Here is a 14,319-nt window from a genome sequence, read left to right on the forward strand (position 1 = left end):
GTGTACAGCAAAGAAAATATGGCAGAATTGATCTTAGTGCTCTCATTGGATTTATTCCTTGTATTTAAACATAAGCGGGAGGCCATTATTGATCCCGACTATTATAAAGTCCTGTTCCTTAATTCTGATTCGCTCAATTGCTCTCGCAGGACCTGAAATATTGATCATGGGGGATTGGATCCAATTGAAATTCCCCTTTTTATCATTTAGCAAAATTATGCCATGTGATGCATCCAACCTACCCAATTGAGTACTTATTTCATAGGTATTCCCCACGAGTAACAGATCCTGAAAATCATCTCCGTCAAAGTCGTCAACAAATATGTCTTGTGTAATGGTGGCCTGTGCTATACGAGGAATTTCTCGAGAGGTAAAGTTCCCTTTGCCATCATTCACAAGGTAGATGCTCCTAAGCTCATATAGTTGCTTTTTATCAGCTTTATCCAGGGAGGATTTCGAAAACAAATCCTCCAGATCTGCTCTGGCGAAACTTTTATACGACAGAAATTCCTTGTTCAGAAAAGGCATCTGCTTCACCAACTCGTCTTTTGAGGCAAAAGGGGTTTCTTTTCCTCCTTCAAAGTAGGTTACAAGGGGATCAGTGGTGCCGTTCTCATCAAAATCGGCCCTGTAAAGGGTGATCGGGAACTCCTTGCTCGCTTTTAATCTACTGTTTAAACCCCAGTTTCCAGCGATGAGGTCGAGATCTCCATCCTGGTCAAAATCTGCTGTATCAAGAGTATTCCACCAACCGTTGGTACTTTCCAGACCATTGTTTTCCATCAGCCTGAGTACTCCATCGACACTTTTTAAAACATTTATGGGCGCCCAGTATCCGGAAACGATCAGATCTTCTTCTCCGTCTTTGTCAATATCGGCCCATAAAAAGTCTTTTACACTTGGCAATTGAATAAATTCCCTGTAGGCATCAGAAGTATCTGCTTTAAAATTTCCTTTCCCGTCATTTAAATAGACATATTGCCTGCTGGAAGAGCCAAATTCTAACGGTAACTGATCAGAAGCAATTAGTACGTCCAAATCCCCGTCATTCTGCAGATCCCATACCTTAACCTTGGAAGCATTTATCTCCAGGCCAGAAAACTGAAGTGAATCTTTTACAAACCGGCCTTTCTGATTGATATATAGCCTGGGTTGAAGTCTTTTACCTTCCCTGAACTCATTTCCACCGCTCACAACCAGGAGATCGGGCCATGAATCGCCATTGGCATCGAACACAACGTGGGAAACGTCCTCGTTCATCTCATCAATTTTAAAAAGATCTTGCTGTGAGGAAATCAAACTGCCGTCTTCCTGCTGAATGAATAGCCGGGAGGCCTGCGCTTTGGCCCCGCTAATAAACAAGTCCTCCAGTCCATCCTTGTTTATATCAGCCACAGTTATTTCCGGACCCTCATTGGTATTGGCAAATGGAACCATGGGATCCCGGTCAAATTCAAGAGTGGCAGGTTCTTTGTGTCTGAAGGGTATTACGGATTGGGAAGCTGTTAAACGTAACTCCCGGGCATCTTTTCGATTGAGGACTCTTACAGAATCGTTTGCTTCGATTTCACTTAGGGAGATTCTTGTGTTGATGGCAGGGGAGGGTAGTACCTGACTCATACCATTGGGCCAAATAACCTTTACGGAATCAATTTTATTGACATCCCCTAAACCAAAATGAAGTTCAGGCGGAACCGCTGACAAAAATCCTCTGGAGACGAACTGTTCCTGCAATTGTTTGGAGCCACCGGCATAAACCATTACTCTTGCACCAACACCAAAGGTGTTTTTCGGCCCACCCCGAAGCGATATTTTAAGGAAGTTGGTGTTCAGATTCCCTGAACTCAGATTATTAAGTATCAGGGCTTCTTCGTCTACGTTATTAACGACAACATCGAGATCTCCGTCATTGTCCAGATCGGCGTAAACTGCCCCATTTGAAAAAGAAGGTGATTTCTCATACCAGGAAGTAGTAACATCTTCAAAAGTAAGATGTCCTGTATTTTTCATAAAATAGTTAGGAGTTTTTTTCTGGGGTATTTCTTCGATAAAGGCCATGTCTTCGAGAGACATTCCCGTGGCTAATCGCTTTTGTATGGCTTCATTAGAAATAAAATTGATAAAGTCCATGTCATTTGTGGCCCTTTTTATGCCATTGGAAATAAAAGCATCTTTATGACCGTCATTGTCATAGTCGGCCAGCAGAACACTCCAGGACCATTCTGTTGCCGAAATTCCGGCAAGTTGTCCTATTTCGCTAAACGACTCATTTCCAAGATTGAGATGCAGTGTATTTTGCATATACTGAGGCGCATATCCATTTTTTAAATAGTATTGATAGGACGGAAACGGATATTCAAGTCCGGAAGTCTTATAGGTTTCCAGATCTTCGGGCAGCATATCGAGGGAAATGATATCTGTTAATCCGTCATTATTGATATCGGCGAGATCATTGCCCATTGAAAAGTGTGTGGTATGTCCTATGGCCCTTTCGTCCTCCGAAATGATTTCTTTAAAAGTTCCATCTTTTTGATTGATATAGAGATAGTCGTTCTCAAAGAAATCGTTGCCGATATAGATATCGGGATATCCATCTTCATTCAGGTCACTAATGCCTATTCCCAATCCATAACCTATTCTTCCCTGGTAAATCCCCGCTTTTTCTGAGATATCGTGAAAAAAGCCATTGTCATTTCTGAATAGTCGGTCACCGGAGGTTGGATCGGATTGTAATCGTTGGGAACCTTTTCCATAAGTCATATTCGGATGTACGGAATGATTGAGGAGGAACATATCAAGATCTCCGTCAAGGTCATAGTCGAGAAAGGCAGCCTGAGTAGAAAATCCACTAAAGTCGAGGCCATATGACGCGGCATCTTCCTTAAAAGTAGGAATACCGTCTTTGTTGGCCCCCTGGTTGACAAACAGCAAGTTCTTTCCCCGGATTTTTCTAAAATTCCCCACCTTACAGACATAAATATCCAGCAAACCATCATTGTTGATATCGACGTGAGTTACTCCCGTTGTCCAGTTTCCCAAATTGTCAATTCCAGCAGCTTCGGTAATGTCAAGGAAGTTGAAATTACCCTGATTTAGATAGAGTCGATCTGCCTCCTGGTTGGAAGTAAAATAGAGATCTATGAGCTTGTCGTTATTGAAATCAGCAGCCGCTACTCCGGCCCCGTTAAAGAAATACAGATAGTTGAGGATATTGAGTTCAGGAGTTTCCGTAAGGGTATTGCTAAATTGAATACCAGTCCGGGATGCACTCAGTTTTTCGAAACGTTTATTATGGGATTTCTGGCATCCGGAGAAAACAATCGAAAGCAATACTGTATACCTTAAAATCCGTTTCATCATGCTTTAGAAAGAGGGATGCAAGATACTCAATCCGGCACGAAGTTGGAAATATGCTGTGTCCTACTTGGCCTTTAGACATCAAATGAATTGGCCTTGATCTGAATATTGAGCTATTCAGGGAGTCGTTTGCAAATAAACTAATATATTTAGACGAACAAACTAACTAACTTCCTGTAAGCATGATTGGTATCATCTCTTTTATAGGCTTCACATCTCTGGTAGCCATAATCTCGTATTTTGCAACCCGAACCACCGATGAAACATCTTCCGACGGCTATTTTCTCGGGGGACGTAGTTTAACTGCCGGGGTCATTGCAGGTTCACTTCTCCTGACCAATTTATCAACAGAGCAGATTGTCGGCCTTAACGGTAGTGCTTATAAGGATGGGTTGTCTGTGATGGCCTGGGAAACCCTAGCGGCTATTGCCATAGTGGTAACTGCGGTTTTTCTTTTGCCGAGATACTTGAAAGGCGGACTCACAACAGTGCCTCAATTTCTGGCCAAACGATTTGATGTAACCACTAAGACGATTACTTCCGGACTTTTCCTTACAGGCTATGTGGTGGTTCTACTTCCAGTGATCCTTTATTCCGGTTCTGTAGCCATCAGCGGGATGTTCAATGTGCCTGAACTCTTAAATGTTTCGGATAAAACAGCCCTTGTAGTCTGTATATGGGGAATAGGGATCATTGGGTCGATCTATGCCGTATTCGGGGGATTAAAAGCCGTTGCTGTTTCGGATAGTATCAACGCAATTGGATTGATAGTAGGGGGTATTCTGATTCCGATTTTCGGACTGATGGCTATAGGGGATGGGAGTGTATATAACGGTTTGGAAGCTCTTATGGCCACCAATCCTGAACGCTTCGATTCAACAGGAGAACCCGGACAGGAAGTTCCATTCTCCACCATATTTACCGGGATGATGCTGGTGCAGCTCTTTTACTGGGGCACAAATCAGCAGATCATACAAAGGGCATTGGCAGCCAAGAACCTGGCAGAAGGACAGAAAGGCTTGTTGCTGGCTTCTTTTTTAAAGATACTGGGACCACTGATTTTGGTTTTGCCGGGAATGATTGCCTACCACTATTTTGAAGGCGGATTGGCATCGAGCGACCTGGCATATCCGGAACTGGTTCGCGCAGTTTTACCCAAACCCCTGATTGGATTTTTTGCTGCTGTACTTTTTGGAGCCATTTTAAGTTCCTTCAACAGTGTACTCAACAGTTCTGTCACCTTATTTGGGATTGATATTTACAAACAACACATCAATAAAGAAGCTCCGGAAAAAACGGTAGTTAAGTATGGGAAAATTTTCGGGGTGTGTCTTGCATTGGCGGCAATGTTTATAGCTCCGATGATTGCCAACGCCGGAAGTTTATTTAACTACCTGCAGGAAATCAATGGGATTTACAGCATTCCTATATTGACGATCATCGTTATTGGTTACCTCACCAAGAGGGTTCCAGCCATAGCGGCTAAAATTGGAATTATTTCAGGATCGGTACTTTACATTATTTCCCAGTTCTGGTTACAGCCGAAATTTGTAGCGTCTGCCCTGGAAACCGCGAAGGCAAATGGTGTGACGGATCCGGCTGAATTAGCCCTTGTTGAAGCAGATGCCTACCCACATTATTTACACGTGATGGCCATATTGTTTATCGCCAACATTGCGATCATGTTGCTGATAGGTAAATTTAAACCGCGGGCCACGCCTTATGTACAGCAATATACCGAACAGGTGGAGATCACTCCTTTTAAATACGTCAGGCAAATGGGTTTGATTATCGTGGCAATAGTGATTGGAATTTATATTTATTTCGCAAAATAGGCCTCCATCAGGTGGAATGATTAAAGATATTGATTAAGGATGTTTTCCAGCATCTCCTGTTTGCCGCTGCGAAGTGGAGGTTCCCCGGATTGATTAGCTATCTGATAGAGATTTTCCAGGCTTAGATTTCCAGATTCGAAAGCTTTACCATCTCCTGAATCAAATGAACCGTATCGCTCTCGAAGGAAGGACTTATAGGAAGAGTTTGTCAAAACGCGATCTGCAGCGATCAGGGCTTTAGCAAAAGTATCCACACCTCCAATATGTGCGTGGAAGATGTCATCCATATCCGTGGAATTCCTTCTGATCTTAGCATCAAAATTGATGCCTCCACCTTGTAAGCCACCTTCCATCAGGAAGATGAGCATGGCTTCGGTAATTTCATAGAGGTTGTTAGGGAATTGATCTGTATCCCAGCCATTCTGGTAGTCTCCTCTGTTAGCATCCAGGCTTCCCAGCATGTTGTGCGATGCAGCAACGGCCATTTCGTGTTGCATAGTATGATTAGCCAGAGTAGCGTGGTTGAATTCTAAGTTCAGTTTAAAATCGTCCTGCAGATCATAGTGATTTAAAAACCCAATCACTGTAGCGGCATCAAAATCGTACTGATGTTTCATAGGCTCCATGGGTTTTGGTTCAACAAAGAAATTCCCTTTAAATCCCTGCTTCCGGGCATAGTCGCGTGCCATTCCTAGGAATCTTCCCATATGGTCTTGTTCGCGTTTCAGATCTGTGTTTAATAGTGACATATAGCCTTCCCGTCCACCCCAAAAGACATAGTTCTCCCCTCCTAGTTCCCCCGTTATATCCAGAGCCAGTTTAATTTGTGCCCCGGCTCTGGCCACGACCCTGAAATCAGGATTTGTAGCTGCCCCATTCATATACCTGGGGTGAGAGAAACAATTGGCGGTTCCCCAGAGTACCTTAACATTGGATGCTTTTTGTTTCGCCTTCAAGTAGGATGTTATTTTTCCCAGTCTTTTTTCTGATTCCGCAAGGCTATCTCCTTCCTGAATAAGGTCATAATCGTGAAAACAATAATAGTCGAACCCCAATTTGGTGATAAATTCAAAAGCGGCATCTGCTTTGGCCTTTGCTGCCTCAACAGGGTCCGGGGGTAAGTCCCATGGAAAGGATTGTGTACCGGCTCCAAAGGGATCGGCCCCCTGGCCACAAAAGGAATGCCAGTAGGCTACAGCAAATTTAAAATGATCTTTCATCAGCTTTCCGGCAACCACTTGTTCCGGGTTGTAGTACTTATATGCCAAGGGGTTATCTGATTCGGGCCCCTCATACTGAATTGGCTGAATTCCTTTAAAAAATTCCTGATCTCCGAGTAGTGCCATAATGCTATTGATTTAATTGTGAGTCCAGTTTCTCTTTCCACTGCTGATAGGCCTGAGAAATTGGTTTATTGTCTTTTTTTGGAGTATAAGTTTCAACAAGGTCATTTTTCATAACGGTTTTGCTAAAAGCCTTAAATCCGTATTGGTGTATTATACAAGCTCTGGCTGCACCAACAGCTCCAGTAGTGTTGTATATTTCTATTGGATGCCCTATCAGGTTACACATGGTTTGGGCAAAGACAGCCGATTTAAAGAGATTGTCATTTCCGGCCCTGGCTACTTTGGGCTTCAGTCCTTCCGAAATCAGTATATCGATGCCATACATGAGAGAAAAGGCAATCCCTTCGAGAGTTGCTCGGCAAAGGTGGGCAGTAGAATGCCGATTTAAGTCGAGATGTAAGATAGAAGCCCCGGGATTTTTGTTGTAGAGGATTCGTTCGGCTCCATTGCCAAAAGGATAAACCAATAAGCCATCAGATCCTGCATTAATCTCATTGGCCAGATCATTCATTTCATCATAGGAATTGATTTTCAGGTGTTCTTTTAACCACCTGTATTGAATTCCTGCACCATTAATACACAACAGCTTTCCAAGGGAAGGCCTGGCAGGTGAATAATTTACATGGGCAAAGGTATTTATCCGGTGTATCTCCTTTGTTTTGAGTTGATCACTAATAGTATATGCTACTGCTGAGGTCCCACCTGTCATAGCAATTTCGCCCGGAGAAAACACATTCAGGGAAAGGGCATTATTGGGCTGGTCACCTGCGCGATACAGGACGGGAATTCCTTCTGCTAAACCTGTTTCCCCGGCCCCCTGGGCTGAAACAGTTCCCTGTATGCCAAAGGTTGGAACGATAGGGGGGAAGATTTCTTTTTGAATGCCATAATAGTCCAGAAGCGTAGAGGCTAGTTTTTCTTCCCTGAAATCCCAGAAGATTCCTTCTGTCAGTCCGGATATTGTTGTGGAAGGACTATTGGTAAATTTACCTGCAATATAGTCGCCGGGTAGCATGAAATAATTGATTTGGCTATAAATATCAGGTTCATTTTCTTTGACCCATTTTAGTTTTGAAGCCGTAAAATTTCCCGGGGTATTAAGCAGCTGAGAAGTGCAGAATTCTCCTCCCAGATCCGCTGCTGCCTGCTCCCCGATTTCCACAGCACGACTATCACACCAGATAATGGCATTTCGCAATGGATTTCCTTCCTTGTCTACTAATACAAGGCCGTGCATCTGATACGCTATGCCTATGCCGGTGATTTCGTTTTTATCAACAGCACATTTTTTAAGGAGCTTTTGAGTGCCGATACAAACGTAGTTCCACCAGACATTCGGATCCTGTTCTGCCCATCCTTTCCGGGGTGATTCTATGGGCATTTCCATGGCGGGTTCCTTGTGGATGTCAATGGTCTTACCGCTGTCTGCTTCAATCAAAGCCACTTTTATAGAAGAGCTGCCAATGTCGTATCCCAGGTAGTACATATTATATCAGGAAGAAGGATAAGAAAGGTAGGAGATTCTATTGTAAAGGGCAAGGAAGAAAACAGGGATTATGATGCACTATTACGGAAAATAAAAAACCCCGGCCGAAGCCAGGGTTTTCATTAGTATAATTTCAGGAATTAGTATCCTGGGTTTTGCACTAAATTAGGGTTCGCCAACAATTGAGTTGGAGGAATTGGGAATACGTGGCGACTTGCATTTCCAATTTCAGAAGATTCTTTGAATAACCAATCTCTTGTGAATTGTCCGAAACGGATAAGGTCATTTCTTCTCCATACTTCCTGATACAACTCACGACCTCTTTCATCGATCAGTTGCTGTTCTCCTACAGTTCCTAGTGGAGTTGCACCTCTAAGTACGCGAAGTTCATTTACCATGGCGGTAGCATCACCTCCAGAGCGTAGCATGGCTTCAGCTTTCATCAGGTGTGCATCAGCGTATCTGAATATAACTTCATGACCAGCAAATCCTCCTCCGTATCTCGGGTTGTATTTCATAACTCGGATACCTGTAGTCTCGTCATTATTGATAAAACTTGAAGCACCTGTTCCGTCAACAAAATCTCTTTTGAAGGTCAATGGCGCACCGGCTCTGTCTGTCAAAGCAGTACCATCTAAAGCGTATTGTTGCCCGATGAGATATCCGAAGCCTACATTGGATCCGTCAACCAGTCCACCATTATCCGTTGTACCTGGTTCTCCTGTAAATGCTGTACCTGCTAGTGGCACACCACCTCTACGCTCTTCCTGTCCGTCTGCTGGATTTCCCAATGCGTCAAGTTCGTTGCTATTTGGATCTCCCTCATACAGATCATAGTATTCAGCAAGAGTACTAAATCCATTCCAACCTCCTCCACCAATAGCAGTTGAGTTGTAGTGAAGACCGTTAAAAATTCTGTTTCCGGTAGCCAAGGCTGATAGAGACCAGATAGTTTCAGTATTTCCGCCAGTATCAGCAGGATCCCTGAAAAGATCAAAGTAACCAGCTTGTAAGGCGAATCCATCAGCTGCAATTTGGTCAACGAGCGATATCACTTCATTCATGTCGCCTGAGTCAGGACTTCCACCGAGGTAGATATGCTTGTTAAGAAGTACTTTAGCTTTTAAATGACGTGCAGCAGCTTTGCTGGCACGATTTAAAGTAGCACCACTTCCGGCAGAAACTGTCGGTAAGTTAGCAATCGCCTGATCTAGATCAGCTAGGATAAAGTCGACAGCAGCCTGTCCTGTAAGTACTTCAGGTAAAGCTGAAGAAGGAAGCTGTGTGTCTCTAAAAGGCACCTGTCCGTAATTATCTAAAATCACCCACATACTGAAAGCTCTCAGGAAACTCGCATCTCCGATATTTTGTGCAGATGGGTTACTTCTAGAGTCTAAAATTTGTGAAGCCTGCAGCTGGTTCGCATTGAACTGATTCCAAACAGTACCGATAAAGGCGTGTTCTGAATTCCATGCATGGTTATGTAATACTCTCCATAAACCATTATCTCCCCAGTCGGTTCCTCTTGTTGGAACTAAGGCTGCGTCTGTAGTTACTTCCTGTAGGGCAAAGAAATTTGCCTGGTCGCCATACTGGCCACCTACGCTACTGTATAGTCCGTCAATTGCGGAGGAAGGATCAGCAAGACCCTGGAATCCTTCACTGATAATAGAATCAGTTTCTTCGATCTCCAGATTGGTACAGGCTGTAAGTCCTACCACAGAAGCGAGTGTGAGTAAATAAATTTTGATTTGAATTCTTTTCATGATTTTCAACTTTTTTTTAATTAAAATGATGCATTAAGACCAAAAGTTATTGTCCTTGGATTTGGGAACGCTGCCCAGTCGATTCCTCTTGTAGGAACTCCGGAACCAAGGTCACCAGTAGGAACAGTAACTTCAGGATCCAGACCAGAGTAATCAGTAATAAGGAATAAGTTCTGACCTGTTAATGACAATCTTAAGGTTTTGAAGAGTCCGTCACCTGTTAGAGGCACATTGTAGCCAAGGGTTGCGTTCTGAAGACGTACAAAATCACCTTTTTCAAGGAACCTTGTTGATACATCAGCAGATGCACCACCGTTCTCTCCGGATGCAACAACATCCTGAGTTACGTTACGTGCGTTATTAATAGCACCCCCGGTGAAGAAACCGTTACGGGTGTTGTTGTATACAGAGAATCCAAACTGACCTGAGAAATAAGCTGAAGCATCCCAGTTACCAGTACTGAAGTTCAATGATAAACCAGAAGTAATATCTGGTAAAGCATCTTCTCCTACGAACGTTTGATCAGCGATAGGATCACCAACTCCGTTTCCGTCTACATCCTGGTAAACAGGGAAGCCGTTGCTGTCAAAGCCTTCAAAAATGGCCATGTAATAAGAGAACAATGATCTTCCGGCTTCAAATCGCTGAGCGAATGCACCAGAAAGGCCCTGTCCGTTAATTTCACCTGTGTTGATGGCACTGGCAAAATCCTGAACCTCATTCTCGTTATAAGCAATATTGAATGCGGCAGAGAATGTTGTGTTCTCAGACTGGATAAAATCATATGCCAATGCAAATTCAATACCCTGGTTAAGGATAGTGGCATCCACATTACCAAACTGGAATGGATCCACAGCAGGAGCTGCAGGAGGAGTTCTCAGTAATAGATCGTTTGTTTCATTGCGATAGACATCGATACTACCTGATAAACGGTCATTGGAGAATCCAAAGTCGAAACCAACGTTAAGGTTTAATGTCTCTTCCCATTTCAGGTCGGGAACATCTGTTGCAACGATTGCTAAACCACTTGGGTTTACTGTAAGGTTTGTCTGAGTTCCAATTTCACCAAATCGCTGTCTTGCGACGAAGTTTCCATATCCTAAACCTTCCTGGTTACCTACAAGTCCACCACTTAAACGAAGTTTTAAAGTAGATACATTTTCACCTACAAAATCTTCTTCATTAATTTTCCAGGCAAAGGCTCCGGAAGGGAAGTAACCGTATTGGTTTTCAGGACCGAATCGTGAAGAGCCATCAGCTCTCAATGTTGCGGTGAATAAATACTTATTAGACAGCGAATAGTTCACACGGGCAAAGAACGACTGTAATTCATCCGTATTATTAAAAGTGTCTGCGGTCATTGCTCTAACCAACTTGTTAAAACCAAAGCCTACATCTTCACCGGCAACTACGATAGGCTGTAGTCTGTTAACAATAAGGCCCGATGTATTTTCACCGTAATAATATTGTTGGTATGAACCATCTATAGTTCTGCCGGCACCATTAACTGTCTCTCTAAGATCAGCTCCCATTTGATTGAGCTCAGTAGTTCCGAATCCGCGGCCTTGAGAATTTCTTCCACTTACATTAAAATCCTGGAAGGAATAACCTACAAGAGCATCAATATTTGAGTTACCAAAATCTTTCTTGAAATTCAGAGTGGCTTCTAATAGGTGATTTTCTCTAAAAAGCGTATTGTAGAAACCTAAACCAAGACCTGAAATACCGTCAAAGTTTAACAAGTTTCCGGTTAGCACTGAGGTATTTTCACCTTCAGATTTGTCATAACCAACGTTGATTTTACCAGTAAGTTCTGGTGTGAACTTATAATCTAAGGAACCGTTGATAAGAATCCTGTCTGTATTGGTTTCATTTTGTGCATTAGCTAAATAATTAGCTGGCTTGATCTGAGTTCCACCATCGGTAAAAGAAGAAGATGAACCCCATGTTGGATTTGCAGAGTAACTAGCACCAAGGATATCTCCACGGAAACCAGCGCTACCACTCAAGGGAGCAGTCTCATCATTAACTCGTGAGATAGTGGTTTGTAATCCCAAGGTGAGTTTATCATCGAGGAAACGATGTGTCAGGTTCAGTCTTCCAGTGATCCTTTCCAAACTTGTTTTCTCAATTACACCAAATTGCTTCTGATAACCAAAAGTAGCACGGATATTCCCTTTTCCATAGTTGTTGGAATAGGAAACATTCTGGTTTTGAGAAGCTACCGTCCTGGTAATGAAATCCTGCCAGTTTGTATTGTTGCCAAAATCAACTGCAGATGCATTCCCTCCATACTGGGTTACAGCATCAAGAAATTCATTTCTATTAAGAAGATCATAGCTATTAGCAGGAGTTGCAATACTCAGGGAAGATGCAAATTCAACTTTTCCGCCTGAGCTTCCTTTTCCACTTTTAGTAGTAATAATTACAACCCCGTTGGCACCCCTGGAACCGTAAATTGCGGTTGCTGAGGCATCTTTAAGGATACTGATACTTTCAATATCCGATGGGTTTAAGAAGTTCAATGGATTTCTTACGGCACTCCCACCGCTTCCGGTATCACCTCCCGGTGAGCTATTTCCAGCAGCCAACGGAACACCATCTACAACAAAGAGTGGATTATTGTCACCCCTTACAGAATTTGAACCTCGAATGTTTACCGAGATGCCTGCACCTGGTTCCCCACTGGTTTGCTGAATGTTAACCCCGGCTGTTTTACCCTGGATTAATTGTTCGGGAGATGAAATTACCCCTCCGTTAAAATCCTCAGAGGTTACAGCAGTAACTGATCCCGTTGCATCCTTGACAGTTGTGGTACCATATCCGATGATTACCACTTCGTCTAATGCCTGAGCATCTTCTTCCAGTACAACATTAATGGTAGAGCGCCCGTTGACAGCAACTTCCTGCGTTTTGTAGCCGATGTAGCTTATAACAAGAACTGCATTACTGTCTACATCACTCAAACTGTAATTACCATCAAAGTCTGTCTGTGTACCATTCGTAGTACCCTGTACTACAACACTAGCCCCGGGAAGAGGGCCACTAGCATCAGAAACAGTACCTGATACATCTTGCGCCTTAACTAATCCGAAGCTTAAGATCGCTCCAACCAGCATAAGACTTTTTAGTAGTGTAATCTTCATAAAAAGTTAATTTTAAGTTTAGTTAATTTAATTCAAGCGTTAAACATATATAAAATAATTGTTAATTTCCTAAAACAGGCACAATGGCTGTTTACGAAAACGGTTTCGTGTTAATAACTTTTAAAACATGGGGATTTAATAATTTAGGCATCCATGTTTCGGCTTATCATTAAATATGGGATGTGTTTATTGTCGAATTCGAAACAAATATAGCAATTTTTCCTTGTCACACCCTATTTTAACTGAATTTCAGAAGAAAGTTTTCACTATTTGAATGTTAAAAAAACCCTTTTTTTAACATCGCTTTATGTACCTTTAAATATCAGGGAAGAAGTAAAGTAGCTCTTTTTGAAACGGAAAATCACTCTTAAACACATTGCCAGGGAATTGGATGTATCCATTTCTACGGTATCAAAGGCTCTGAAAAATAGCGAAGAGATTGGGCAGGATACCAAGGACAAAATACAGGCTTTTGCCAAACTCTACAACTACAGGCCCAATAATATCGCGATCAGCCTCAAGAACAAGAAGACCAAGAATATAGGAGTTATTATCCCAGATATTGTCCACCATTTTTTTACTACGGTTTTCAGGGGTATTGAACATTACGCTAACAAGAGGGGATATAATGTTATCGTTTGCGTTTCTGATGAATCCTTTGACAAAGAAGTGATCAATATGGAAATGCTGGCCAACGGCAGCATCGATGGCTTTATCATGGCACTTTCCGGGGAGACCCAATTGAAGAATGATTACAATCACCTTAAAGAAGTCACGGAACAAGGTATCCCACTGGTGTTATTCGACAGGGTAACAGATGAGATTCAATGTGATAAGGTCATCATCAATGATGAGGAAGCCGCCTATAATGCAGTAAAGAAACTCATCTCATCCGGACGCAAGAAAATTGCGCTTGTAACCACTGAAAATTATCTTAACGTGAGCGCAAAAAGAGCCGAAGGATATAACAGGGCTTTAAAAGAGGCAGGGATTCCTGTTGATGAAAGCCTGATCCTTCAATTACCCTATCAGCAGCAGGACGAAAGGATGAGTGAAGATTTCTTTCGAAAGCGCGAAATGGATGCTGTCTTATGTGTCAATGAAATTTTTGCAGTTAAATGCATGGGAATCGCTCAGAAATTTGGCAAGCGTGTTCCTGAAGACATTGCATTTATCGGATTCACAGACGGCATATTATCAAGATACTCAACACCTTCTTTAACATCTGTTGATCAACACGGAGAGCGCATGGGGGAAATTGCAGCACAAATGCTTATCGATAAAATTGAAAGTGATCATGGGGAACAGGACGAAGAGCATTATGAAACAAAGGTCATAAGTGCAACCCTGATTGAAAGAGGGTCCACTCTATCTGAAAGTTGA

General features: G+C 42.6%; 7 protein-coding genes. 2 read left to right on the plus strand and 5 right to left on the minus strand.

Features of this window, described 5'->3' with window-relative positions; translation table 11 throughout:
• Window positions 1-51 precede the first annotated feature (51 nt).
• Window positions 52-3,360, minus strand: a complete 3,309-nt coding sequence (locus AB8P51_RS07960) for a VCBS repeat-containing protein (protein ID WP_369748270.1) — start codon at window positions 3,358-3,360, stop codon at window positions 52-54.
• A 179-nt stretch (window positions 3,361-3,539) separates the two neighbouring features.
• Here AB8P51_RS07960 and AB8P51_RS07965 point away from each other — a divergent pair, with 179 nt between their 5' ends.
• Window positions 3,540-5,192 (plus strand): solute:sodium symporter family transporter, encoded by a 1,653-nt coding sequence (locus tag AB8P51_RS07965; RefSeq protein ID WP_369748271.1) that lies wholly within the window; start codon window positions 3,540-3,542, stop codon window positions 5,190-5,192.
• A gap of 20 nt (window positions 5,193-5,212) precedes the next feature.
• On the opposite strand, the gene xylA is transcribed toward AB8P51_RS07965, so the two are convergent.
• The 4 genes from xylA to AB8P51_RS07985 all read right to left on the minus strand — a co-directional run bounded on the left by xylA (window position 5,213) and on the right by AB8P51_RS07985 (window position 12,936).
• Complete coding sequence (gene xylA, locus AB8P51_RS07970) at window positions 5,213-6,538, minus strand: xylose isomerase (protein WP_369748272.1); 1,326 nt, start codon at window positions 6,536-6,538, stop codon at window positions 5,213-5,215.
• Window positions 6,539-6,542: 4 nt separating this feature from the next.
• Window positions 6,543-8,024 carry a xylulokinase gene (locus AB8P51_RS07975; protein ID WP_369748273.1) on the minus strand — a complete coding sequence of 494 codons (1,482 nt, stop codon included), beginning with the start codon at window positions 8,022-8,024 and terminating at the stop codon, window positions 6,543-6,545.
• A gap of 140 nt (window positions 8,025-8,164) precedes the next feature.
• Window positions 8,165-9,790 (minus strand): RagB/SusD family nutrient uptake outer membrane protein, encoded by a 1,626-nt coding sequence (locus tag AB8P51_RS07980; protein WP_369748274.1) that lies wholly within the window; start codon window positions 9,788-9,790, stop codon window positions 8,165-8,167.
• A gap of 20 nt (window positions 9,791-9,810) precedes the next feature.
• A complete protein-coding gene (locus AB8P51_RS07985) occupies window positions 9,811-12,936 on the minus strand; it encodes a SusC/RagA family TonB-linked outer membrane protein (RefSeq protein WP_369748275.1) in 3,126 nt (1,041 codons plus the stop codon).
• Between the two features lie 348 nt (window positions 12,937-13,284).
• On the opposite strand from AB8P51_RS07985, the gene AB8P51_RS07990 reads away from it, so the two are divergent.
• The gene (locus AB8P51_RS07990) at window positions 13,285-14,319 is read left to right on the plus strand and encodes a LacI family DNA-binding transcriptional regulator (RefSeq protein ID WP_369748276.1); all 1,035 of its coding nucleotides are present in this window, start codon (window positions 13,285-13,287) and stop codon (window positions 14,317-14,319) included.

It is taken from the genome of Muriicola sp. SD30 (assembly GCF_041205185.1).
In the GTDB taxonomy this organism is placed as follows: domain Bacteria; phylum Bacteroidota; class Bacteroidia; order Flavobacteriales; family Flavobacteriaceae; genus Muriicola.